Source organism: Pseudomonas trivialis (assembly GCF_036864995.1).
In the GTDB taxonomy this organism is placed as follows: Bacteria; Pseudomonadota; Gammaproteobacteria; order Pseudomonadales; family Pseudomonadaceae; genus Aquipseudomonas; species Aquipseudomonas trivialis.
In genome coordinates, this window is sequence record NZ_CP142151.1 from 4,521,207 (window position 1) to 4,545,661 (window position 24,455).

15 protein-coding genes, 2 tRNA genes, 3 rRNA genes and 1 pseudogene are annotated in these 24,455 nt (G+C 57.5%); 4 read left to right on the forward strand and 17 right to left on the reverse strand.

Annotated elements, in window-relative coordinates:
- Positions 1–71 precede the first annotated feature (71 nt).
- Positions 72–3,140 (forward strand): autotransporter domain-containing protein, encoded by a 3,069-nt coding sequence (locus VRB54_RS19915; protein ID WP_338481136.1) that lies wholly within the window; start codon positions 72–74, stop codon positions 3,138–3,140.
- Between the two features lie 73 nt (positions 3,141–3,213).
- On the opposite strand, the gene rrf is transcribed toward VRB54_RS19915, so the two are convergent.
- The 14 genes from rrf to mrcB form a co-directional block, all read right to left on the reverse strand.
- Positions 3,214–3,329: ribosomal RNA gene (gene rrf, locus VRB54_RS19920) — 5S ribosomal RNA — on the reverse strand.
- A gap of 172 nt (positions 3,330–3,501) precedes the next feature.
- Positions 3,502–6,393: ribosomal RNA gene (locus tag VRB54_RS19925) — 23S ribosomal RNA — on the reverse strand.
- A gap of 247 nt (positions 6,394–6,640) precedes the next feature.
- Positions 6,641–6,716: transfer RNA gene (locus tag VRB54_RS19930), tRNA-Ala, on the reverse strand.
- A 30-nt stretch (positions 6,717–6,746) separates the two neighbouring features.
- Positions 6,747–6,823 (reverse strand) — tRNA-Ile (locus tag VRB54_RS19935).
- Between the two features lie 163 nt (positions 6,824–6,986).
- A 16S ribosomal RNA gene (locus VRB54_RS19940) occupies positions 6,987–8,523 on the reverse strand.
- Together the 16S, 23S and 5S rRNA genes with 2 tRNA genes alongside form the textbook arrangement of a ribosomal RNA operon.
- 544 nt (positions 8,524–9,067) lie before the next feature.
- The gene (gene msrQ, locus VRB54_RS19945) at positions 9,068–9,688 is read right to left on the reverse strand and encodes a protein-methionine-sulfoxide reductase heme-binding subunit MsrQ (protein ID WP_338478485.1); all 621 of its coding nucleotides are present in this window, start codon (positions 9,686–9,688) and stop codon (positions 9,068–9,070) included.
- The gene (gene msrP, locus VRB54_RS19950) at positions 9,688–10,701 is read right to left on the reverse strand and encodes a protein-methionine-sulfoxide reductase catalytic subunit MsrP (RefSeq protein ID WP_338478486.1); all 1,014 of its coding nucleotides are present in this window, start codon (positions 10,699–10,701) and stop codon (positions 9,688–9,690) included. The genes msrQ and msrP overlap by 1 nt, the downstream gene beginning before the upstream one ends.
- 63 nt (positions 10,702–10,764) lie before the next feature.
- The gene (gene pssA / locus VRB54_RS19955; RefSeq protein ID WP_003234985.1) at positions 10,765–11,622 is read right to left on the reverse strand and encodes a CDP-diacylglycerol--serine O-phosphatidyltransferase; all 858 of its coding nucleotides are present in this window, start codon (positions 11,620–11,622) and stop codon (positions 10,765–10,767) included.
- Between the two features lie 143 nt (positions 11,623–11,765).
- The gene (ilvC, locus tag VRB54_RS19960; RefSeq protein ID WP_338478487.1) at positions 11,766–12,782 is read right to left on the reverse strand and encodes a ketol-acid reductoisomerase; all 1,017 of its coding nucleotides are present in this window, start codon (positions 12,780–12,782) and stop codon (positions 11,766–11,768) included.
- 47 nt (positions 12,783–12,829) lie between these two features.
- Complete coding sequence (gene ilvN, locus VRB54_RS19965; protein ID WP_003176102.1) at positions 12,830–13,321, reverse strand: acetolactate synthase small subunit; 492 nt, start codon at positions 13,319–13,321, stop codon at positions 12,830–12,832.
- Positions 13,322–13,323: 2 nt separating this feature from the next.
- Positions 13,324–15,048, reverse strand: a complete 1,725-nt coding sequence (locus VRB54_RS19970; protein ID WP_338478488.1) for an acetolactate synthase 3 large subunit — start codon at positions 15,046–15,048, stop codon at positions 13,324–13,326.
- Between the two features lie 432 nt (positions 15,049–15,480).
- The gene (locus VRB54_RS19975) at positions 15,481–15,810 is read right to left on the reverse strand and encodes a YqcC family protein (RefSeq protein ID WP_338478489.1); all 330 of its coding nucleotides are present in this window, start codon (positions 15,808–15,810) and stop codon (positions 15,481–15,483) included.
- A complete protein-coding gene (locus VRB54_RS19980) occupies positions 15,810–16,544 on the reverse strand; it encodes a tetratricopeptide repeat protein (RefSeq protein ID WP_338478490.1) in 735 nt (244 codons plus the stop codon). The genes VRB54_RS19975 and VRB54_RS19980 overlap by 1 nt, the downstream gene beginning before the upstream one ends.
- Before the next feature lie 17 nt (positions 16,545–16,561).
- A complete protein-coding gene (gene mrcB, locus VRB54_RS19985) occupies positions 16,562–18,886 on the reverse strand; it encodes a penicillin-binding protein 1B (RefSeq protein ID WP_338478491.1) in 2,325 nt (774 codons plus the stop codon).
- A gap of 119 nt (positions 18,887–19,005) precedes the next feature.
- Here mrcB and VRB54_RS19990 point away from each other — a divergent pair, with 119 nt between their 5' ends.
- The 3 genes from VRB54_RS19990 to VRB54_RS20000 all read left to right on the forward strand — a co-directional run bounded on the left by VRB54_RS19990 (position 19,006) and on the right by VRB54_RS20000 (position 21,464).
- On the forward strand, positions 19,006–20,562 hold the full coding sequence (locus VRB54_RS19990; protein WP_338478493.1) for an AAA family ATPase: 1,557 nt from the start codon (positions 19,006–19,008) through the stop codon (positions 20,560–20,562).
- Between the two features lie 92 nt (positions 20,563–20,654).
- The gene (locus VRB54_RS19995) at positions 20,655–20,999 is read left to right on the forward strand and encodes a pentapeptide repeat-containing protein (protein WP_338478494.1); all 345 of its coding nucleotides are present in this window, start codon (positions 20,655–20,657) and stop codon (positions 20,997–20,999) included.
- A gap of 192 nt (positions 21,000–21,191) precedes the next feature.
- Positions 21,192–21,464 (forward strand): TfoX/Sxy family protein, encoded by a 273-nt coding sequence (locus VRB54_RS20000; protein ID WP_338478495.1) that lies wholly within the window; start codon positions 21,192–21,194, stop codon positions 21,462–21,464.
- Positions 21,465–21,688: 224 nt separating this feature from the next.
- Here VRB54_RS20000 and VRB54_RS20005 read toward each other — a convergent pair.
- The 3 genes and pseudogenes from VRB54_RS20005 to VRB54_RS20015 form a co-directional block, all read right to left on the reverse strand.
- Positions 21,689–22,408, reverse strand: a pseudogene (locus VRB54_RS20005) (heme ABC transporter ATP-binding protein); the annotation flags it as partial.
- Between the two features lie 47 nt (positions 22,409–22,455).
- Positions 22,456–23,493 carry an iron ABC transporter permease gene (locus VRB54_RS20010; protein WP_338478497.1) on the reverse strand — a complete coding sequence of 346 codons (1,038 nt, stop codon included), beginning with the start codon at positions 23,491–23,493 and terminating at the stop codon, positions 22,456–22,458.
- Positions 23,490–24,368 carry a heme/hemin ABC transporter substrate-binding protein gene (locus VRB54_RS20015; protein WP_338478498.1) on the reverse strand — a complete coding sequence of 293 codons (879 nt, stop codon included), beginning with the start codon at positions 24,366–24,368 and terminating at the stop codon, positions 23,490–23,492. The genes VRB54_RS20010 and VRB54_RS20015 overlap by 4 nt, the downstream gene beginning before the upstream one ends.
- Positions 24,369–24,455: the final 87 nt, after the last annotated feature.

Genomic DNA, 24,455 nt, shown 5'->3' on the forward strand with positions numbered 1-24,455 from the left:
TAGGGTCGGCGCCTTATCCCGATAGAGTGAAGGCGAAGGCTATGCGATCCAACACCCAAACTGCCCAGATAATGGCGTCTTCATTGCTACTTTCATTGCTTGCCGTGTCGGTTCAGGCAGCGAGCCGTGCGGGGGACGACAGCATCAACGGTGTTGATCTGCTCTCCGGCTTCGGCACGCTGTGGACGACCGGCGCGACCTGGGATACCGGCACGCCGACCGCGCTGGGTCAGGGATTACTCAGGCGCAACCTGCAAATCGTGCTCGACCGCGCCAACGCTCGTACTGTTGCGCAGGAAACCGCCGCCTACTTCGATGATCGCCGTGACCAGAGCTACAGCGCCATCAGCGGGCTTGGTTCGTTGAGCGCTGCCTACAAGGCAGGCGCTGGCGCTTTCACGACCATCACGCAATTCGACGACAGCAACAAAACCATCAGGTACGACGACAAGGGCAACGGTGCCGGCAGCTCGTCTTCGGCGCTGGGCAAGGTGGTCGATCTGGTCGGTGCGTTGCGTAACGACGCGTCCACCACGCCTGCCAAATCCCACTATCTGTATCCCCGCCCCTGGCGGCAGAGCCTGGATGGTCAAAGCCTGGAGTTCGTGGTGCAGCCTTCGCTGCGGCCGGTCAAGAGCACGACGCCAGCCAGCGATTCGGGATTCCCCAGCGGTCATACCAACGCTGCGTACTTGTCCTCCTACGCACTGGCCTACGCGATTCCCGAACGTTTCAGCGAACTCATGCTGCGCGCGTCGGAAATCGGTGACAACCGTATTGAAGCGGGCATGCATTCGCCTTTCGACGTGATCGGTGGGCGCATTACCGCAACGTATTTCGCCATCGATAACTTGTCCAACCCGGCCAATGCTCAACTGCGCGCCGATGCGCGGGCACAGGCGCTGGCGTATTTCACTGCGCAATGCGGCGGCAATGTTAATAACTGCCTGGCCACCATCGACCCGGCCACTGACCGTACCTCTCAGCACGCTCAGGACAAGGCGCTGTATACGTCGCGCATGACTTACGGATTCGATCCTGTGGGCGCGACCAACCTGGCTCCGGTAGTGCCGGTTAACGCCGAAGTGCTGTTGGAAACGCGCTTTCCTTATCTGGACGCTAACCAGCGCCGCGAGATTCTGGCGACGACTGAAATTGCCTCAGGCTATGCGGTGATCGATCAGTCAGGCGGCTATGGCCGATTGAACCTGTACGCGGCGGGCGATGGTTTCGCGGCGTTCAATTCCAACGTCACAGTGAACATGGACGCCAGCCTCGGTGGCTATAACGCCATTGACGCCTGGCGCAACGATATCAGCGGCAGTGGCGCGCTGATCAAGAACGGTAGCGGCAACCTGATACTGACCGGTAATAACACTTACTCGGGCGGCACGGTGATCAATGGCGGGGTTCTGACCGGTCACGCGCAGGCGTTCGGCAGCGGAGCGATCACCGATAACGCAACACTGGTGGTCGATCAGTCAACCAACGACACCCTCGGCAACACGCTGGCGGGCAACGGTGCGCTGATCAAGCGGGGTGCGGGGTCGCTGAACCTGACCGGCAATAGCAGTCTGTCGGGTGCGACGACTGTGCAAGCCGGCCGCCTGGCCGTAAACGGCAATCTGGGTAACTCGCTCGTCAGTGTGCAGCAAGGCGCAACGCTGGGTGGCAACGGCATTGTTGGCGGCATCAATATCGCTCAGGGTGGCGTGGTGGCGCCGGGCAATTCGGTCGGGCAACTGAACGTCAAGGGTGACGTCAACCTTGCTCAGGGTGCGGTCTATCAGGTGGAATCCGACGCTGCCGGCAATGCTGATCGCATCGTCGCCAGCGGTCGTGCAAACATCAATAACAGCACATTGTCGCTGGTTGAAGGCGGTAACTGGCTGGCCGCAAGCCGTTACTCGATCCTCTCGGCAGCCGGCGGCGTAAGCGGTGCGTTTGCTCCTGTGCAAACCAACTTCGCATTCCTCACCCCAACGTTGAACTACACAGCTACCGATGTGGGCCTGACGCTTGATCGTAACGCACAGAGCTTCTCCAGCCTGGCGACGACCCGCAATGCCAGAGCTGTCGCGCAAGGGCTGGACAGCGCGGGGGCAGGCAATGCGCTGTGGCGTCAGGTGGTACAGGATGACGCGCCGACGGCACAAGCCACGTTCAAGGCGTTGTCCAATGAGCTGCATGCTTCAACGCAGACGGCGTTGATTGAAGACAGCCGACTGGTGCGTAATGCCATGAATGATCGCTTGCAACAATCGCAGTCGGCGCAGGCATTCGGCAGCACGGCGCAAACACTGGTCGGGGATGCTTCGCGTGGAGTGGTGTGGACTCAAGCCATTGGCGCGACCGGGAAAACCGACAGTAGCCGTGAAGTCTCGGGACTCGACAGTCATACCAGCGGGCTGCTGTTCGGCGTTGATATACCGCTCGATGACACGTGGCGCGTGGGCGCGCTGGCTGGCGTGAGCAACAGCAGTTTCGATCTGCGTCATGCATCCGGCTCCACTGACAGTGACAACTATCACTTGGGCATCTATGGGGGCGCCAAGTGGGGCCAACTGGGTTTGCGCCTTGGCGCGGTGCGCACCTGGCATGAGCTGACGGCCAAGCGCACGCTGGACTTGCCAGGATCTTCCGAGCATTTCAAAGAGGATTACAAGGCGGCGACCAACCAGGTCTTCGGCGAACTGGGTTACTCCATCGAACTGGGTAACGCGCTGCTCGAACCCTTCGCCAACCTGGCGCATGTGCAGCTGGACACCGATTCCTTCGATGAGAACAGCAACCTGATCACGCTGGAGAACAAGTCTCAGGACAATCACATCACCTTCAGTACGCTGGGCCTGCGTGCAACCACTCATTTGAATGCTGGCAGCGTCGCGGTCAAGCCTAACGCCATGCTGGGCTGGCGTCGTGCCTATGGCGATGTGACGCCAGAGAGCCGTGCTGCCTTCAGCGGTGGCGACACCTTCGAATTGACCGGCGCACCGATTGCCCGCAGTGCAGCAGTAATCGGCGTGGGCGTCGATCTTGGATTGAGCGATACCTTGAGCGTGGGTTTGAGTTATGACGGTCAGGTGAGCAGCAACACGTCAGATCAGTCGTTGAATGCTCGGCTGACATTGGCGTTTTAAGCGTAAAGCCTGACTTTCCAATCGCCCAAAACAAAACCCCATCTGCTTTAGCAAATGGGGTTTCGGAATTTAATCTTGACGATGACCTACTCTCACATGGGGAAACCCCACACTACCATCGGCGATGCATCGTTTCACTACTGAGTTCGGGATGGGATCAGGTGGTTCCAATGCTCTATGGTCGTCAAGAAATTCGGGTACTGAGTCGCGACCAGATGGCCTCGCTTCAGCAAATTGGGTATGTGACAGCTGTCGGTGTTTTGTGAGCGTCGAACTTTCGGTTCATCTCGTCTTCACACACCGCAATCTGATGCTTCTGCTTGTTTCCAAGTCAGGAGTAGTCAAATTGCTTGGGTGTTATATGGTCAAGCCTCACGGGCAATTAGTATTGGTTAGCTCAACGCCTCACAGCGCTTACACACCCAACCTATCAACGTCGTAGTCTTCGACGGCCCTTCAGGGAACTCAAGGTTCCAGTGAGATCTCATCTTGAGGCTAGTTTCCCGCTTAGATGCTTTCAGCGGTTATCTATTCCGAACATAGCTACCCGGCAATGCCACTGGCGTGACAACCGGAACACCAGAGGTTCGTCCACTCCGGTCCTCTCGTACTAGGAGCAGCCCCTCTCAAATCTCAAACGTCCACGGCAGATAGGGACCGAACTGTCTCACGACGTTCTAAACCCAGCTCGCGTACCACTTTAAATGGCGAACAGCCATACCCTTGGGACCGGCTTCAGCCCCAGGATGTGATGAGCCGACATCGAGGTGCCAAACACCGCCGTCGATATGAACTCTTGGGCGGTATCAGCCTGTTATCCCCGGAGTACCTTTTATCCGTTGAGCGATGGCCCTTCCATACAGAACCACCGGATCACTAAGACCTACTTTCGTACCTGCTCGACGTGTCTGTCTCGCAGTCAAGCGCGCTTTTGCCTTTATACTCTACGACCGATTTCCGACCGGTCTGAGCGCACCTTCGTACTCCTCCGTTACTCTTTAGGAGGAGACCGCCCCAGTCAAACTACCCACCATACACTGTCCTCGATCCGGATAACGGACCTGAGTTAGAACCTCAAAGTTGCCAGGGTGGTATTTCAAGGTTGGCTCCACGCAGACTGGCGTCCACGCTTCAAAGCCTCCCACCTATCCTACACAAGCAAATTCAAAGTCCAGTGCAAAGCTATAGTAAAGGTTCACGGGGTCTTTCCGTCTAGCCGCGGATACACTGCATCTTCACAGCGATTTCAATTTCACTGAGTCTCGGGTGGAGACAGCGCCGCCATCGTTACGCCATTCGTGCAGGTCGGAACTTACCCGACAAGGAATTTCGCTACCTTAGGACCGTTATAGTTACGGCCGCCGTTTACCGGGGCTTCGATCAAGAGCTTCGCGTTAGCTAACCCCATCAATTAACCTTCCGGCACCGGGCAGGCGTCACACCCTATACGTCCACTTTCGTGTTTGCAGAGTGCTGTGTTTTTAATAAACAGTCGCAGCGGCCTGGTATCTTCGACCGGCATGAGCTTACGGAGCAAGTCCTTCACCCTCACCGGCGCACCTTCTCCCGAAGTTACGGTGCCATTTTGCCTAGTTCCTTCACCCGAGTTCTCTCAAGCGCCTTGGTATTCTCTACCCAACCACCTGTGTCGGTTTGGGGTACGGTTCCTGGTTACCTGAAGCTTAGAAGCTTTTCTTGGAAGCATGGCATCAACCACTTCGTGTTCTAAAAGAACACTCGTCATCAGCTCTCGGCCTTAAGATCCCGGATTTACCTAAGATCTCAGCCTACCACCTTAAACTTGGACAACCAACGCCAAGCTGGCCTAGCCTTCTCCGTCCCTCCATCGCAATAACCAGAAGTACAGGAATATTAACCTGTTTTCCATCGACTACGCTTTTCAGCCTCGCCTTAGGGACCGACTAACCCTGCGTCGATTAACGTTGCGCAGGAAACCTTGGTCTTTCGGCGTGGGTGTTTTTCACACCCATTGTCGTTACTCATGTCAGCATTCGCACTTCTGATACCTCCAGCAAGCTTCTCAACTCACCTTCACAGGCTTACAGAACGCTCCTCTACCGCATCACTTACGTGATACCCGTAGCTTCGGTGTATGGTTTGAGCCCCGTTACATCTTCCGCGCAGGCCGACTCGACTAGTGAGCTATTACGCTTTCTTTAAAGGGTGGCTGCTTCTAAGCCAACCTCCTAGCTGTCTAAGCCTTCCCACATCGTTTCCCACTTAACCATAACTTTGGGACCTTAGCTGACGGTCTGGGTTGTTTCCCTTTTCACGACGGACGTTAGCACCCGCCGTGTGTCTCCCATGCTCGGCACTTGTAGGTATTCGGAGTTTGCATCGGTTTGGTAAGTCGGGATGACCCCCTAGCCGAAACAGTGCTCTACCCCCTACAGTGATACATGAGGCGCTACCTAAATAGCTTTCGAGGAGAACCAGCTATCTCCGAGCTTGATTAGCCTTTCACTCCGATCCACAGGTCATCCGCTAACTTTTCAACGGTAGTCGGTTCGGTCCTCCAGTTAGTGTTACCCAACCTTCAACCTGCCCATGGATAGATCGCCCGGTTTCGGGTCTATTCCCAGCGACTAGACGCCCTATTAAGACTCGCTTTCGCTACGCCTCCCCTATTCGGTTAAGCTCGCCACTGAAAATAAGTCGCTGACCCATTATACAAAAGGTACGCAGTCACCCAACAAAGTGGGCTCCCACTGCTTGTACGCATACGGTTTCAGGATCTATTTCACTCCCCTCTCCGGGGTTCTTTTCGCCTTTCCCTCACGGTACTAGTTCACTATCGGTCAGTCAGTAGTATTTAGCCTTGGAGGATGGTCCCCCCATATTCAGACAAAGTTTCTCGTGCTCCGTCCTACTCGATTTCATGACTAAGAGATTTTCGCGTACAGGGCTATCACCCACTATGGCCGCACTTTCCAGAGCGTTCCGCTAATCTCAAAGCCACTTAAGGGCTAGTCCCCGTTCGCTCGCCACTACTAAGGGAATCTCGGTTGATTTCTTTTCCTCAGGGTACTTAGATGTTTCAGTTCCCCTGGTTCGCCTCTTACGCCTATGTATTCAGCGTAAGATAACCATCTTATGATGGCTGGGTTCCCCCATTCAGACATCTCCGGATCAAAGTCTGTTTGCCGACTCCCCGAAGCTTTTCGCAGGCTACCACGTCTTTCATCGCCTCTGACTGCCAAGGCATCCACCGTATGCGCTTCTTCACTTGACCATATAACCCCAAGCAATCTGGTTATACTGTGAAGACAACATTCGCCGAAAATTCGAATTTCTCAGTTAAGAGAACTCACAAATTTTACCTTAGCCTGATCCGTTACCAGTGAAAGTAACGTTCAGTCTATCTTTCTATCACATACCCAAATTTTTAAAGAACGATCTAATCAAAGACTAGAAATCAACATTCACCATCATCACAATGGAATGCTCATTTCTAAGCTTTCATACAACAGAAGCAGTAGTGGTGGAGCCAAACGGGATCGAACCGTTGACCTCCTGCGTGCAAGGCAGGCGCTCTCCCAGCTGAGCTATGGCCCCGTATTTCTACAGGCGTTTCCCACACAAAATTGGTGGGTCTGGGCAGACTCGAACTGCCGACCTCACCCTTATCAGGGGTGCGCTCTAACCAACTGAGCTACAGACCCAATTTCGAGCTGCTAAGGCCGACCTCACCCTGCTCTTTACCACAGAGCATGGGGTGCGCTCCAACCAACTAAGCTACAACCCTATTTAGGCTGCTTCTTATCGTCTTCTTCAATGAATCAAGCAATTCGTGTGGGAACTTATGGAGCAGCTGATGTCGTCGATTAAGGAGGTGATCCAGCCGCAGGTTCCCCTACGGCTACCTTGTTACGACTTCACCCCAGTCATGAATCACACCGTGGTAACCGTCCTCCCGAAGGTTAGACTAGCTACTTCTGGTGCAACCCACTCCCATGGTGTGACGGGCGGTGTGTACAAGGCCCGGGAACGTATTCACCGCGACATTCTGATTCGCGATTACTAGCGATTCCGACTTCACGCAGTCGAGTTGCAGACTGCGATCCGGACTACGATCGGTTTTGTGGGATTAGCTCCACCTCGCGGCTTGGCAACCCTCTGTACCGACCATTGTAGCACGTGTGTAGCCCAGGCCGTAAGGGCCATGATGACTTGACGTCATCCCCACCTTCCTCCGGTTTGTCACCGGCAGTCTCCTTAGAGTGCCCACCATTACGTGCTGGTAACTAAGGACAAGGGTTGCGCTCGTTACGGGACTTAACCCAACATCTCACGACACGAGCTGACGACAGCCATGCAGCACCTGTCTCAATGTTCCCGAAGGCACCAATCTATCTCTAGAAAGTTCATTGGATGTCAAGGCCTGGTAAGGTTCTTCGCGTTGCTTCGAATTAAACCACATGCTCCACCGCTTGTGCGGGCCCCCGTCAATTCATTTGAGTTTTAACCTTGCGGCCGTACTCCCCAGGCGGTCAACTTAATGCGTTAGCTGCGCCACTAAAAGCTCAAGGCTTCCAACGGCTAGTTGACATCGTTTACGGCGTGGACTACCAGGGTATCTAATCCTGTTTGCTCCCCACGCTTTCGCACCTCAGTGTCAGTATTAGTCCAGGTGGTCGCCTTCGCCACTGGTGTTCCTTCCTATATCTACGCATTTCACCGCTACACAGGAAATTCCACCACCCTCTACCATACTCTAGTCAGTCAGTTTTGAATGCAGTTCCCAGGTTGAGCCCGGGGATTTCACATCCAACTTAACAAACCACCTACGCGCGCTTTACGCCCAGTAATTCCGATTAACGCTTGCACCCTCTGTATTACCGCGGCTGCTGGCACAGAGTTAGCCGGTGCTTATTCTGTCGGTAACGTCAAAACAATCACGTATTAGGTAACTGCCCTTCCTCCCAACTTAAAGTGCTTTACAATCCGAAGACCTTCTTCACACACGCGGCATGGCTGGATCAGGCTTTCGCCCATTGTCCAATATTCCCCACTGCTGCCTCCCGTAGGAGTCTGGACCGTGTCTCAGTTCCAGTGTGACTGATCATCCTCTCAGACCAGTTACGGATCGTCGCCTTGGTGAGCCATTACCCCACCAACTAGCTAATCCGACCTAGGCTCATCTGATAGCGCAAGGCCCGAAGGTCCCCTGCTTTCTCCCGTAGGACGTATGCGGTATTAGCGTCCGTTTCCGAACGTTATCCCCCACTACCAGGCAGATTCCTAGGCATTACTCACCCGTCCGCCGCTCTCAAGAGAAGCAAGCTTCTCTCTACCGCTCGACTTGCATGTGTTAGGCCTGCCGCCAGCGTTCAATCTGAGCCATGATCAAACTCTTCAGTTCAAACATCTTTGGGTTTTTAAGAAACCCTAAACTTGGCTCAGCAATCGTTGGTTATTCTTTGATTTCTCGCGGAGTAACTTGTGATGCTGATAATCTTGTTGACTATCAGTCTGACTCCACAAGCACCCACACGAATTGCTTGATTCAGTTGTTAAAGAGCGGTTGGTTAAGATCTTTCGTCTCAACCGAGGCGCGCATTCTACAGCAGCCTCATTTGCTGTCAAGTGATTATTTTCAGAAGCTTTCGAAGAATTCTTCAACAACTTCAACCACTTGCGCTTCCGATCTCTCGTCAGCGGGAGGCGAATTCTACAGCGTTACACGCTGCTGTCAACACCTCTTTTTCTGCGCTTTCGACCGAGAAGATCGAAACGTTAATAGCGCCAAACAACACCGCACTATCAACTCCTTCTGGGCTTCGATGAACTGAAGCAATTCGCTGTCGAATCCTACATAACTACTTGTTTACCAAGGAGTTTTCCGTCTCGACTGCGCCGGAAGTGGGGCGAATTATAGACTTCCAGAATCTGCCGTCAAGCACTAATTACACTTTTGTTGCAGAAGCTGGTTTTTTCGCAATAAGCCTTGGAATATGGCGCATCACAGGCGGAATTCGCAGCACCAGGAGCAACGCGCCTATAGAGGCATAGATCGCCCACTCCTTCAGGTCTGCCCGTGCGATCCACAACATGTGCAGCAATCCAAGCCCAAGAACCCCATACACCAGACGATGCAGCTTCTTCCAACGACTACCCAGTCGCCGCTGGCTGTAGCGATTCGACGTGACCGCAAGCACCAGCAAACCCACAAAGCCCAACGCCCCTACGATAATGTACGGCCGCTTGCGCAACTCAACGCCCAGCTGCGACCAATCCAACCCGAGCACGAACACGCAATAAGCTGCCAGGTGCAGCACCACGTAAGCAAAACACCACAACCCCAATTGCCGGCGCACGGCTATCCACCCAGCCCAGCCGCTCAGCTTCTGCAGGGGCGTCATGGACAGGGTGATCAGCAACAAAATCAAGGTGCCCAGGCCAAGCCGATCAACTAGGACTTTGCCCGGATCCGGACCGAGCGCAGCACTCCACGCCTCATAGAGCCAGAACAACGGCCATACACCCGCTGCAATAAAGACGCCGATGCGCCAGATGGGATAGCGCATCAGTAGTTCTTCCGCAAATCCAGGTCGGCATATAGAGAAGCGACCTCATCTCCATAACCATTGAACATCTGAGTCTCCCGAACATTCGGGCTGAACAGGCCACTCGGCAACCGCCGCTCCCGGGCCTGCGTCCAGCGTGGATGGTCAACCGTAGGGTTCACGTTCGCATAAAACCCATACTCATCGGCCGCGATACTCTGCCAGGTCGTCTTAGGCTGCTCACTCACAAGACTGATACGCACAATGGACTTCACACTCTTGAAGCCGTACTTCCACGGCACCACCAAGCGCAACGGCGCACCATTCTGATTGGGCAACTCACGCCCATACATGCCGACGGCAAGAATCGCCAGCGGGTTCATCGCCTCATCCAGGCGCAACCCTTCTACATAAGGCCAGTCGATCAGGCCGAAATTCGAGCGCTGCCCAGGCATGCTTTTTGGATCTTGCAGGGTTTCGAAACGAATGTACTTGGCCTTGGACGTAGGCTCGACCTGCTTGAGCAAGGCCGAAATTGGAAAACCAATCCAGGGAATGACCATCGACCACGCTTCGACGCAACGTAAACGGTAGATTCGCTCTTCCAACTGATAGGGTTTCATGAAGTCTTCCAGGGCATAGCGCCCTGGCTTGCCGACTTCACCATCGATCACCACACTCCAGGGTTCGGTCTTGAGTGAACCCGCGTTATTCGCGGGGTCACCCTTATCGGTACCGAACTCATAGAAATTGTTGTAATGGGTCGCGTCCTTGAAAGGCGTGATGGCCTCGTCCTTGACGGTGACCGCATTCCATTGCGTACCAGGCAACTTTTCGGTGAACCAACTCGGCGCCCTGCCCGGCTCGACATCGGCATAGCGCGCCGCGTCCTCGGCACTGGCCCAGCGCGGCAGGCTGGCTGCAGCCATACCGGCAAGCGCACCGCCAAGTATGCTGCGGCGAGAGAGGTAAAAGGATTCAGGCGTGACATCCGATTCGTGGCAATCGGACGCTTTAGGCAGTTTGATTAACATGGCAACTCCGCAGCATTGGAGGACAGATGCACCAATAGACTGCGGAGTATGGGGGAAATTACATTAAGACAATGTTTTGTCGCGACGCATATGCAGCAGGTACTGAACCGGCCCGGAAGCCGCGTACACCAGAAAAGCCAGCAGCAAGATGCGCGGCGGATCGCTGAATACCACTGCAAACACCAGCACCACTACCAGGATGGCCACGAAAGGCACCCGCCCCTTGAGGTCAAACTCCTTGAAGCTGTTGTACTTGATGTTGCTGACCATAAGCATGCCGGCAGCCGCTACCATCAGCGCCACCAGGAACGACATTTTCGAACCCTGGATGCCGTAGTCACTGAATGCCCAGACAATCCCTGCAACCACGCCGGCCGCTGCCGGGCTGGCGAGGCCGATGAAGTAGCGCTTGTCGGCAGTGCCGACTTGGGTATTGAAACGCGCCAGACGCAACGCGGCACCTGCGACATAAATGAAGGCAACCATCCAGCCCACCTTGCCCATGTCACCCAGCGCCCAGGCAAATGCCAGCAGCGCAGGCGCCACACCAAAGGCAACCATGTCCGACAGCGAGTCGTACTCGGCGCCGAAGGCGCTCTGGGTATTGGTCATTCGCGCCACACGGCCATCAAGGCCGTCCAGCACCATGGCCACGAAAATGGCGATGGCGGCAAAGCCAAAATACTTGCTGGCGCTTGCCGCGTCACCTGCCGCCAGCGCGCTCTGCGCGCTCATCGAATTGATGATGGAGTAGAAACCGGCGAAGAGGTTCGCCGTGGTGAACAGGTTCGGCAGCAGATAGATGCCACGATGCCGGACCTTGCGGCCTTCGGCATCATGCCCTTCTTCGACATGTTCATCGATGGGCAGCATGCTTTCGGCGTCGTAAGCCTGGTTTGGCTCTTCGGGACGTTCGCTCATGGACTTTACCTTGCAACGGTGTGAAAAAATTCGACAAATACTTGCGGCGAGTGTTCGCCCGCAAACGATGCAGCTTTATACCAGAACACGCCCCCAAACGAAAAAACGCGGCCTAGGCCGCGTTTTCCCTTGATACGTACGACTTAGTTCTTGGCTTTGTCGACGATCTTGTTGGCACCGATCCACGGCATCATGGAGCGCAGTTGCTCGCCGATGACTTCGATACCGTGAGCGGCGTTGTTGCGACGCTTGGCAGTCATCGAAGGGTAGCCGGTAGCACCTTCGCTGATGAACATTTTGGCGTATTCGCCGTCCTGAATACGTTTCAGAGCGTTGCGCATTGCCTGACGGGACTCGGCGTTGATCACTTCCGGGCCAGTCACGTACTCGCCGTATTCGGCGTTGTTGGAGATCGAGTAGTTCATGTTGGCGATACCGCCTTCGTACATGAGGTCAACGATCAGTTTCAGTTCGTGCAGGCACTCGAAGTAGGCCATTTCCGGCGCGTAGCCCGCTTCAACCAGGGTTTCGAAACCGGCTTTGACCAGCTCGACGGTGCCGCCGCACAGCACGGCCTGTTCGCCGAACAGGTCGGTTTCGGTCTCGTCCTTGAAGGTGGTTTCGATGATGCCGGTACGACCGCCACCCACGCCGGAGGCGTAGGACAGCGCAACGTTTTTGGCATTGCCGGATGCGTCCTGGTAGATCGCGATCAGGTCAGGGATACCGCCGCCCTTGACGAACTCCGAACGCACGGTGTGGCCCGGTGCTTTCGGCGCAATCATGATCACGTCGAGGTCGGAACGTGGCACAACCTGGTTGTAGTGAATCGCGAAGCCGTGGGAGAAGGCCAGGGTGGCGCCCTTCTTGATGTTCGGCTCGATTTCATTCTTGTACAGCGCGGACTGGAACTCGTCCGGGGTCAGGATCATGACCACGTCGGCAGCTGCCACGGCGGAAGCCACGTCGGTCACTTTCAGGCCGTGGGCCTCAGCCTTGGCAACGGTAGCCGAGCCTTTGCGCAGGCCGACGGTGACGTCAACGCCGGAATCCTTGAGGTTGCAAGCTTGCGCATGCCCCTGGGAACCGTAGCCGATAATGGCGACTTTCTTGCCCTGGATGATCGACAGGTCACAATCTTTATCGTAATAAACTTTCATGAGGTTCCTCTATATATCCAGGCCGTAAGGCCATTCGCTAATTTGGGTTAGATGCTGAGTACTTTGTCGCCACGGGCAATCCCGGTGACACCACTGCGTACGGTTTCCAGAATCGAGGCCGTCCCGATCGACTGGATGAAGCTGTCCAGCTTGTCGCTGGTACCGGTCAGTTGAACGGTATAAACGCTGGCACTCACATCGACGATCTGCCCGCGATAAATGTCGGTGGTCCGCTTGATCTCGGCACGTTGGGCACCCGTAGCCTTGACCTTGACCAGCATCAGCTCGCGCTCGATGTGGGCACTTTCAGACAGGTCGACCAGCTTGACCACCTCGATCAGCTTGTTGAGGTTTTTGGTGATCTGCTCGATCACCTCATCGTGACCCACGGTGGTCAACGTCAGGCGCGACAGCGTCGGGTCTTCGGTCGGTGCCACGGTCAGGCTTTCGATGTTGTAGTTGCGTTGCGAAAACAGGCCGACAACACGAGACAGAGCGCCGGGTTCGTTCTCCAGAAGCAGGGAGATGATGTGCCGCATGATTAAGTACGCTCCGTCTTGTTCAGCCACATGTCGCGCATGGAGCCGTCTTTGATCTGCATCGGATAGACGTGCTCACTGGTGTCCACTTGAATATCGAGGAACACCAGGCGGTCCTTCATGGCGAATGCCTCTTCCATCTTCGGCTTCAGATCTTTCAGATCGGTGATGCGCATGCCGACGTGGCCATAGGCTTCAACCAACTTGACGAAATCCGGCAACGATTCCATGTAGGAATGGGAGTGACGACTACCGTAGCTCATGTCCTGCCACTGACGAACCATACCCAGCACGCCGTTGTTCAGGCAGACGATCTTCACTGGAAGGCCGTACTGCAGGCACGTCGACAATTCCTGAATGTTCATCTGGATGCTGCCCTCGCCGGTGACGCAGGCGACGTCGGCATCCGGGAAGCTCAGTTTCACGCCCATGGCCGCAGGAAAACCAAAACCCATCGTGCCCAGACCACCGGAGTTGATCCAGCGGTTGGGCTTGTCGAAGGTGTAGTACTGCGCCGCGAACATCTGGTGCTGGCCCACGTCGGAGGTCACAAAGGCATCGCCCTTGGTCACTTCGCACAGGGTTTCGATCACGGTCTGCGGTTTGATGATGCTGCCGTCGCCCTTGTTGTAAGGGAACAGGCCGCGATCACCGCGCCACTCGTCAATCTGCTTCCACCAACTGGCGACGGATTCCTTGTTCGGCGCTTCGCCAATATCCTTGAGTGCAGCGACCATTTCGGTCAATACACTTTCCACAGGTCCCACGATCGGCACGTCGGCTTTGATGGTCTTGGAGATGGATGCCGGATCAATGTCGATATGGATGATCTTGGCATTCGGGCAGAATTTGCTCGCGCCGTTGATCACTCGGTCATCGAACCGCGCGCCCACGGCCAGGATCACGTCGGCGTGGTGCATGACCTGGTTGGCGGTGTAGCTGCCGTGCATGCCGAGCATACCGACGAACTGACGGTCGGTGCCCGGGAATGCGCCGAGGCCCATAAGGGTGTTGGTGACCGGCAGGTTGAGCAGCTTGGCCAGCTCAGTCAGCTGTGCGGAGCCGCCGCCCAGAATCACGCCGCCACCGGAATAAAGCACTGGGCGCTTGGCCGCCAGGAGCATTTCTGCCGCCTTGCGGATCTGCCCCGTGTGCCCACGTACGGCCGGGCTGTAGGAACGCAGCTTGGCTTTCTTCGGAAAGATGTATTCGAATTTTTCAGCCGGGTTGGTCATGTCTTTCGGGATATCGACCACCACAGGGCCCGGGCGACCGGACTGTGCGAGGTAGAACGCCTTCTTCATGACTTCCGGGATTTCCGACGCGTGCTTGATCATGAAACTGTGTTTCACGATCGGACGGGAGATACCGATCATGTCGGTTTCCTGGAATGCGTCGGTGCCCACCAAGGTGCTGGCCACCTGGCCGGAAATGATCACCATCGGAATGGAATCCATATACGCAGTCGCGATGCCGGTAATGGCATTGGTTGCGCCTGGACCGGACGTTACCAGGACCACGCCGGCTTTACCGGTGGCACGGGCATAACCGTCAGCCATATGGGTCGCGGCCTGTTCGTGGCGAACCAGGATGTGGGTAACAGCCGGTTCCTTGAACAGCGCGTCATAAACATGAAGCAGAGCACCACCTGGGTACCCGTAGATATAGTCGACGCCTTCGTCACGCAAAAAGCGGACGAGCATCTCACCGCCAGATAAAAGCTCCACGTTGTTCACCTCTAAAACGCCAGAATACCGTCCGTTGAAAAACCGACGGGTCTTAATAGGTTTACTTCTCAACAGAGCATGAGCGACGGTGGTCGCCGACTACGTCAGCACTGACTGAGCAAGTATTGGGATCGTCCCAAGTGTTGCGGGCTTTTCCCACCCAGCGCGAGGTAACGCGTTGCGGGTGTAACAGGTCGGCGCGGATATGCGCCTCATGATCTGCCGAGCGGGCCTGCTTCTGGCAGTCCCGATACAGCGGACTTTGGATTCTTCTGTTTAAGGCCGTTCAAGTCAAGCAATAATTGCGCTTTTTTCCAACTAAGCGCATGAGAACGCAGAAGAAAGGCGTTTGAGGAGGGATAAAACTCGCCTGAATGTCGCCAAGCGGTAGAAATATGCGCAAGACTGCCGAAAAAACCGACAGCCAGGCAATTAACGAGCGTCGACGATCAATTGGTCGAACTTTTTCAGCGCACTGCGCAATCCAAGGCTTTCCCGTGGCCGATCGGCATAAACCATCTCGGCCATCTCCAGGATCCCTGAAGCGTTGGGCAATGGCAGATCCTGTTCAAGAATCTGCTTCATGCGTACCAGGAAGATCCACTGCAGCCACTGGTGAAAGTCCAGTGTGTCGACCGAGAAAGGCTCGACACTGCTGAGCGCCTCCACGCTGGGGGATTGCTCATCCCACCAGCCTTGCACACGCAACTCGCGCTCAATCAGCAATAACTGTTCGGCAATCGCTGGAAAACGCTCATCCATCAGAGACTGACCTTGGCTTTCTGGCGGGCCTGGGCAGCGCCGGCGGCGTCGCCCTGGGCCGCACGCGCATCACCGATCAAGGCCCACAGACTGGCTTGCAGGTCGGGACGACCGTTGGCCAGACTCAGCCCACGACGGGCGAATTGTTCGGCTTGCGGCGCATCGCCCTGGGCCATGCGCACTTGCGCCAGGCGATACAGTACTTGCGGTTCACGCGGCGCTACACGCTGGGCGCGTTCAAGGCTCGAGGATGCGCCGTTCAAATCGCCACCAGCCTGCTGTTGCTGGGCGGTGGTGAGCAAGGCCAGTACCGGACCATCCAGTTGTTCGTCAGCAGACAAGCCACCGCCAGCGGAGGACGACGGAACGCCGCTGGGCGACGAGGGCATGCTGTACGACCCCTGATTGATCGGTGCCGCCTGAACCGGCGCGGTATCGATCGGTGCGGAGCTGCTCGGGCCGGGTGTCCACGGCTCGGCACTGATCGGCGCTGCAGTGGCGGCGCCGCTGCCCGGCACCATTACCACCACGCCGGAATCCTGAGGCATTGCCTGAGGTTTGGCCTGCGCCGGGCGGTTGGTCACGGTCTGGCGGAACCCGCCATTGGCCGAGATCCGGTCATTGCTGGAAGCGTTGCTGCTCGCATCCACCACGGGAATCGAGCCGCGCTGCACGCTGGAGCAACCGCCCAGCAAGGCCAGGACGGTAATAGCTGGAATCCACAACTTGTTCACTTGAAACCCTCGTTTGCTTAATGCATCCAGCCCTTGACCCAATCCATCACCGAATCCGCATCCGCAGGCGCACTGCCACCGCATGCGGGACCGGGTGGTGGCTCGCTGCCGCGAATATACGGCATCTGCACCGCACCCGGACAGTTGGCATCAGAACCTTGCCCACTGTGCGGATCAATCCAGGCCTGCACGATGTTGTCCGGCTGCGGCATATTCAGCGGCAGCGGATCGGCCTTGCGCATGAAACTGGTCCACACCTGCAGCGCACCGGTCGCGCCGGTGAACGGCGTCTTGCCGTTGTCGTCGCGACCCAGCCACACCACCGCCAGCACATCCTGGCCGAAGCCGGCGAACCAGCTGTCGCGCGAATCGTTACTGGTACCGGTCTTGCCCGCCAGTGTCAGGTTCGAGGGCAGGACTTTATAGACCGAGCTACCGGTGCCTTCACGCATCACGCGTTGCATGGCGTTCTGGATCAGGTAGATGGAGCCTGCATCGAAGCGCTGCTGAATCTGGAATGGGTAACGCTTGAGCGGCTCACCATCGGCAGTCAGCACGCTGCGAATGCCGCGCATCGGCGTATTGAACCCCCCATTGGCGAGGGTCTGGTACATGGTCGCAACTTCCATCGGCGTCATCGCACCCGCACCCAGCAGGATCGACGGGAACGCCGGAAATTCGCGGGTGATACCCAGCCGCGCCAGCGTTTTGAGCACATTCGGCACGCCCACTTCGAGGCCCAACCGCGAGGTGGAGATGTTGTAGGAATGCGCGAGCCCCTGATAGAGGAACACCGTGCCATGGGAGCGTCGATCAAAGTTCTGCGGCGTCCACACCTGGCCGTCAGCCCCCTTGACCGATAACGGGTCATCGGAGAGCCAACTGGTGAGGGTGTATTTGCTAGGTTTTTCCAACGCCGTGAGGTAGACCGCCGGCTTGACCAGCGAGCCAATCGGCCGCACCGCATCCAGGGCGCGGTTGAAGCCGGCAAAACTGGCCTGACGGCTGCCGATCATCGCCTGAACCTCACCGGTTTCCGGGTTGGTGACGACCATGGCCGCTTCCACTTCATCGGAGCCTTTACGCCCGGTAAGACGCTTGAAGGTGTCGTTGACGGACGCCTCGGCTTTCATCTGCAGAATCGGGTCAAAACTGGTGAAGATGCGCAGGCCCTCTTCAGTCAAGTCTTCGTCACGGTAGTCTTCACGCAACTGGCGTTTGACCAGATCGATAAAACCCGGGAAGGAGCTGTCCGCCAGCTTGCCGCGAGTCGTCACACCCAGGGGCATTTTCTTCGCCGCAGCGACCTGTTCAGCGGTAGCGACGCCCTGCTGCTCAAGCACATCCAAGACCAGGTTGCGACGCTCCAGCGCGCGCTCCGGGTTGCGCCGCGGGTTGTAGTAGGACGGGCCCTTGACCATGCCCACCAGCAGCGCGACTTGATGCAGCTTCAACTCGGACAGCGGTTGGCCAAAGAAGAACTGACTGGCCAGACCGAAACCGTGCACCGCGCGCTGGCCGTCCTGGCCGACGAAGACCTCGTTGAGGTACGCCTCGAGAATTTCCTGCTTGCTGTAGTGCAGCTCCAGCAGCATGGCCATCATGGCTTCGGTGAGCTTGCGGGTCAGGCTACGCTCACTGGTGAGGTAGAAGTTCTTGACCAATTGTTGCGTCAGCGTACTGCCGCCCTGGGTCATCTTGCCGCCGGACGTGTTGATCCAGATGGCGCGTGCAATCGACTTCGGCGAGACGCCCCAGTGGCTATAGAAATCGCGGTCTTCCACGGCGACCAGGGTTTCCAACAGGTAAGGCGGCACCTGGTCGAGCTTGATCAGGATGCGGTCTTCCAGGTTTTTAGGATAAATCCCACCGATCATCAGCGGCTCAAGGCGCACCACCGGCAGCTTCGAGCCGTTGAGCGACGACAGCTCGGCCACGTAATCACCGGAAAACCGCACGCGAACCGGCTGGGCTTTTTCCAGCCCTTCATAGAACTGGAAGCCGCGCGTGTTCAGGTCGACGGTATTGCCACTGACAGCCGCAGCGCCAGGACCATTGCTCACGGGTTCGCGGCGATAGCCCAGGGCATCGAGTTCGGTGAGGAAGTCGTCCTTGCTCAGTTTCTGGCCGGTAAACAGCTCCAGCGGGCGGGCGTAAACCTTGGCCGGAATGGTCCAGCGCTTGCCGGAGAACTTCTCCTGCACCACCGCATCGAGGTACACCGCGAAGCCGGCGAGCACTACTAGGCCCACGAGGCCGAGCTTGAGCGCCCAGCCAAGCCATGGGCGCAGGCCACGGGAAGGAGGTTTTTTACGGGAACGGGGAGATCGGGATCGAGTCATGGCGGCGGATTATACGCACTTTATTTGATGATCAACATGAGCCGGACAGCGGTTTGCACGACCGCTCGTAGCGGCCATAATGCCCGCCATGAATTTTTCCAGACTCTGAAGGATCGCCCGTGAGCCAGTCCCTGATCGCTGCCCTGCAAAACCCGGCGTTGTACCCGCATCCGGTTGAAGCGTTCCACGTCATTGAGACCCATATTTCCTGGGTCATCCTCACCGGTCCCTACGCTTATAAACTGAAGAAACCGATGAACTTCGGCTTCCTGGATTTCACCGATCTGGAAAAACGCGGTCACTTCTGCAATGAAGAACTGCGCCTCAACCAGCGCCTTACTAAGGATTTGTATCTTGAGGTGTTGCCAATTACCGGCACTGCCGAATCTCCGCAGGTGGGCGGCGACGGGCCGGTGATCGAATACGCGCTGAAAATGCGCCAGTTCCCGCAAAGCCAGATGCTCAGCACCTTGCAGGCCAATGGCGAGCTGACCAGTGCACACATCGACGAGATGGCCCGGCAGATCGCGCACTTTCACCTCACCGCGCCAAAAGTCCCACAGGAGCATGCGGCCGGCACGCCGGACGAAGTGATGGCGCCAGTGCGGCAGAACTTCGAACAAATTCGTCCCTTCCTCAGCGACAAGGCTGACCTTCTGCAGCTCGAAGCGCTGCAAGCCTGGGCCGAAAGCAGCTTCGATCGCCTCAAGCCGCTGCTGGCCCAGCGCAAGGCCGAAGGTTTTACCCGTGAGTGTCACGGTGATATCCACCTGGGCAACGCCACCGTGATTGATGGCCAGGTGGTGATTTTCGACTGCATCGAATTCAACGAGCCGTTTCGTTTCACCGACGTGTACGCCGACACCGCCTTCCTGGCCATGGACCTGGAAGACCGTGGACTCAAATCGCTGGCACGGCGCTTTATCAGCCAGTACCTGGAACTGACTGGGGACTATCAGGGCCTGGAAGTGCTGAATTTTTACAAGGCGTATCGCGCGCTGGTACGCGCCAAGGTTGCGCTGTTCAGCATGCCGAGCGAAGCAAGCCCGGTGCAACGCGCCACCACGCTGCGCCAGTACCGCAATTACGCCAACTTGGCGGAGAGCTACAGCACCATTCCGTCGCGCTTCCTGGCGATTACCCACGGTGTGTCGGCCGTGGGCAAGAGCACCGTCAGCATGCGTCTGGTCGAAGCGCTGGGCGCCGTGCGCCTGCGTTCGGACGTGGAGCGCAAGCGTCTGTTTGGTGAGCAGCAGGTTGAAAACGCGCCACAGGCGGGTATCTACGCGGTCGATGCCAGCGCGAAAACCTACGCGCGCCTGAACGAAATCGCCGACACCGTGCTGCGCGCCGGCTTCCCGGTGGTGCTGGACGCTACCTTTCTGAAGCGCGAGCAACGCGAAGCCGCCGCCAAAATCGCCGAAGCAACAGGCGCGCCGTTCCTGATTCTTGATTGCAACGCACCGCAAGCGGTTATCGCCAGCTGGTTGGCGCAACGGCAGGCAGACAAGAACGATCCTTCCGACGCAACGCTGGCGGTTATCGAAGAACAGCACGCCAATCGTGATCCGCTGACAGCCGAGGAGCTGATCCTCAGCCAACGTGTCGAGACCAATGAAAGCGGCACGCTGGATGCGCTGGTCGCGCATATTCGTCAGCGCCTGCCGGGCTTGTAAGAAAAGTTTCTTGGTCGTGTCGTCGGCTTCCTCGCACGGCCAAGCAATAGTGGCACTATAATGGCTTACTACCTCCAGCCGGTATTGCCATCATGAGTCAGCCGAAGCTTCTCGATACCCCGCTCTACTCGCTTTTGCATAAAGACGATATTCGCGGCTTCAATCAGGAGCGCCCTAAAGACGGCGTGATAGACATGCGCGGTGGCGACTTCCGTGGGCTGGACCTGCGCGAACTGGACGCCACCGGTGTGGACTTCACGGACGCATATTTCCGCTCCGCCGATTTGCGCGGTCTGGATCTGCGCGATTGCCCGTTGGAAGGCGCAAGCCTGGCCCACGCGCAGATCTCCGGGACTTACTTTCCGCCGCAGTTGACTGCCGATGAGATCCTTATGTCGGTCAACTTCGGAACGCGCCTGCGCTATCGCACTAGGTAACGTCCTTTCTTACGCCCGGCTACGCAGGAAGCGTGGCACGGACGCTGCCGTCAAAATTTTCGCGCCATTCTTATAAGCATTTGGCCGTTCCTTCGTAAAGAATCACGCTTTTCCTACTGAGCGCTACACTCCTTTTCAGGCTTGCCTGGTCACGATACCCACCGCACCATTCGGCCGTCGCAAGGAGGCTTGATGAACGATGAGCTACAACTCCTGAAAAATCTTGGCAAGACGTCGGCGCAATGGCTGCACGCGGTGGGCATCCACAGTGCATCCGACCTGCGCCGCCTGGGCGCGGTCGATGCATACCGCGCCGTGCGCACGCGCGGCTTCCGTGCCTCGAAAGTGCTGCTGTATGCCATCGAGGGTGCGTTGCTGAATGTTCACTGGAATGACATCCCTGCCGAACGCAAGGAAGCGTTGAACCGCCAGCTGGACGCCATTGCAGCGCGCCAGAAGATTTAATTTGTGGGCTGTTTCGAACAAGTGTTTGAGGAAAATACAACATCGTTCAAAAACAGCTGTTGACTCTCAAATGAGAATCGTTATGATTATCACAACTGGTCGCGAGATCAGCCGATAACTGAAAGACCATTGGTTCGGACTCTCAGATTATCTCCTCATCAGGCTAATCACGGTTATTTGACCCGGCTCTTGCCGGGTCTTTTTTTGCCCGTAAGAAAGTCCTGCTAGCGAGCAATGATCAGCGGATGTCCACGTTCCGGGTGTGGCTGCACCAACACATCAAGGCCAAATACGGCTTTGAGCGGGCCGGGCAGCAAGACCTGCGCCGGCGTGTCCAACGCATGAGGACGTCCCTTTTCCAGCAGCAGAATTCGGTCGCAATAACGTGCGGCCAGGTTCAAGTCATGCAGAATCACCAGCACCGCAGCGCCTTGATCGGCAAACGTGCGTACCGCCTGCAAGACAGTGTGCTGGTGCAGCGGGTCAAGCATTGATGTCGGCTCGTCCAACAGCAACGTCTGCCCCGTCTCACCCGGCCATAACTGCGCCAAAACCCGCGCCAGATGCACACGCTGACGCTCGCCCCCGGACAGCGAGAGGTAGCTGCGACCAATCAGGTGCACGACATCCGCCGCCTGCAACGCGGCCTCAATGATTTCATCATCACGTACTCGCCCGGTTTGATGGGGCAGGCGCCCCATGCCAACCACCTCTTCGACGCGAAAGGCAAAATCCAGGGTCGAGGACTGGGGCAGCACGGCCAGGCGCTGGGCGCGTTGCGCGCCGCTCCAGTGATTCAACTCCTGCTGGTCCAGCCACACCTTGCCCTGGTCGGGCTGCAACTCACCGCACAACGCACCGAGCAAGGTACTTTTGCCGGCGCCATTCGGGCCCAGTACACCGAGCACCTCACCCGGCAACAGCGCCAGGGTGACATCCGCCAATACGGTTGTGCGACCCCGACGCACCTGCAGCGCCTCTACTCGCAGCATCAGGCGCGCCCCCGCAACAAGAGATAAAGAAAAAACGGCGCGCCGATAAACGCCGTCACAATCCCGATCGGCAATTCAGCCGGTGCCAGCGCCAGGCGAGCCACCAGATCGGCAAACAACAGCAGACTCGCACCCGCCAATATCGAGGCGGGCAGCAACACCCGATGGTCGGGACCGGCCAGCAATCGCACCAGATGGGGCACCACCAACCCGACAAACCCGATCATCCCCGCCGCCGCCACCGCTGCGCCTACGCCGAGCGCCGTACAAAACACCAGTTCACGCTTGAGCCCTTCGACATCAATGCCCAGGTGCCCAGCCTCGGACTCGCCCAGCAACAGCGCATTCAACGCCTTCGCGCGGCGCGGCAACCACAGCGCCACCGCCGCGCTCACCAGCAATAAAGGCCACAACCGCGAATAACTGGCGCCGTTCAGGCTCCCCAGGTTCCAGAAGGTCAAGGTGCGCAAGGTGGCGTCGTCCGCCAGATAAGTGAACAGGCCTACCGCAGAACCGGCCAAAGCGGTCAGGGCGATGCCGGCCAGCAGCATAGTCGCCACATTGGTTTGCCCGTTTCGCCGGCCCAGGCGGTAAACCAGCGCCGTCACGCCCAAGCCGCCGAGGAATGCACACAACGACAACAGATAAGGGCCGACCGCATCCGGCAAGCCGCCGAACAGCGAACCGCCAACAATCGCAACCGCCGCGCCCAGCGCAGCACCGCTGGACACACCCACCAACCCGGGATCGGCCAACGGGTTGCGAAACAAACCCTGCATCGCCACGCCCGACAAGGCCAGCACGCCACCGACAGCCAGGCCCAGCAAGGTGCGCGGTAAACGGATCTGCCCGAGGATCAGCTCCGCCTGCTCCAACCCTTGAGGGTCAATCGGCAAGCCCATCAAACGCAAAGCGGCCCTGAGCGTATCCAGCAACGGCAGGCTGACAGGGCCCAGGGCCAACGAAAGCCAGATCGCCAGGACACATAACAATGCCAAGCCAATAAACAGGGTCTTGGGTCTGACCAACGTCGTCATGGGGCGGATTCAGCCTGAGACGGATAAAACCCGGCAGACAGTTTCACCAGGCTTTGCGGCAGACGCGGTCCGAGCCCGCCCACCAACAGGGTTGGGTCCAGTTCAAACACGCGGCCATTTTTGGCGGCAGGCGTTGCGGCCAGGATCGGATTTTCCTTGAACAACGCCGCACGCGCCGCCTCGCCGGTCAGGGCCCGATCAGCAAACACCAGCACATCCGGACTCAAACCCGCCAGCGACTCGGCCGAGAACGGCTTGTAACCGGTGTGGGTCGCCAGGTTATGCCCGCCCGCCTGTTGTAATAGCCAATCCGCCGCCGTGTCCTTGCCGGCGATCAGCGGCTTGCCCCCCGCGTGGCCGAGCAGCAGCAACACACCCGGCGCCTGTTGCGTGCTCTGCGCCTTGACGACCGCGCTTTTTTGCTGATTCAGCGCTTGCTCGTACCCACTAAACAATTGGCGAGCCTTGGCCTCATTGCCCAGCAACCTGCCCAAATGCTCAAGGTTGCCCTTGAGGGTCGGCAAATCCGGCTGCGCGGAGAACATCTCCACCTGCACACCCGCGCCGCGTACCTGCGCCAGCACCGGTGGCGGGCCCATTTCTTCGGTGCCGATGAGTACCTGCGGGCGCAAGCTAAGAATGCCTTCAGCCGACAATTGCCGCTGATAACCGATACTGGGCAGCGCCTTGACCGACTCGGGATGCTGACTGGTAGTGTCCACCCCTACCAGCTTCGACTCGCCGCCCAGGGCGGCCACCCATTCGGTCAGCGCGCCACCGGCACTCACCCAGCGTTGTGGCAGTTCCGAGGCGTGCGCCCCTGGGTTGACCAGCAGTCCGACAACAAGCGCGATAGCGCTGGTACACAGGCGCATAACAGGGTTTCCTTCCAAGGGGCGAAGCCGCTCCGGCACTCATTGATGTGACAGATAAACGCTGCCGGGCATCGTACTGAGCGCAAG

What these genes read in the sequence shown, in the direction of transcription:
- mrcB (WP_338478491.1), bottom strand. Translation starts at nt 18,886, where the DNA reads ATGACTCGATCCCGATCTCCCCGTTCCCGTAAAAAACCTCCTTCCCGT.
- ilvN (WP_003176102.1), bottom strand. Translation starts at nt 13,321, where the DNA reads ATGCGGCACATCATCTCCCTGCTTCTGGAGAACGAACCCGGCGCTCTG.
- msrQ (WP_338478485.1), bottom strand. Translation starts at nt 9,688, where the DNA reads ATGCGCTATCCCATCTGGCGCATCGGCGTCTTTATTGCAGCGGGTGTA.
- pssA (WP_003234985.1), bottom strand. Translation starts at nt 11,622, where the DNA reads ATGAGCGAACGTCCCGAAGAGCCAAACCAGGCTTACGACGCCGAAAGC.
- msrP (WP_338478486.1), bottom strand. Translation starts at nt 10,701, where the DNA reads ATGTTAATCAAACTGCCTAAAGCGTCCGATTGCCACGAATCGGATGTC.
- VRB54_RS19975 (WP_338478489.1), bottom strand. Translation starts at nt 15,810, where the DNA reads ATGGATGAGCGTTTTCCAGCGATTGCCGAACAGTTATTGCTGATTGAG.
- ilvC (WP_338478487.1), bottom strand. Translation starts at nt 12,782, where the DNA reads ATGAAAGTTTATTACGATAAAGATTGTGACCTGTCGATCATCCAGGGC.
- VRB54_RS20015 (WP_338478498.1), bottom strand. Translation starts at nt 24,368, where the DNA reads ATGCGCCTGTGTACCAGCGCTATCGCGCTTGTTGTCGGACTGCTGGTC.
- VRB54_RS19995 (WP_338478494.1), top strand. Translation starts at nt 20,655, where the DNA reads ATGAGTCAGCCGAAGCTTCTCGATACCCCGCTCTACTCGCTTTTGCAT.
- VRB54_RS19915 (WP_338481136.1), top strand. Translation starts at nt 72, where the DNA reads ATGGCGTCTTCATTGCTACTTTCATTGCTTGCCGTGTCGGTTCAGGCA.
- VRB54_RS20010 (WP_338478497.1), bottom strand. Translation starts at nt 23,493, where the DNA reads ATGACGACGTTGGTCAGACCCAAGACCCTGTTTATTGGCTTGGCATTG.
- VRB54_RS20000 (WP_338478495.1), top strand. Translation starts at nt 21,192, where the DNA reads ATGAACGATGAGCTACAACTCCTGAAAAATCTTGGCAAGACGTCGGCG.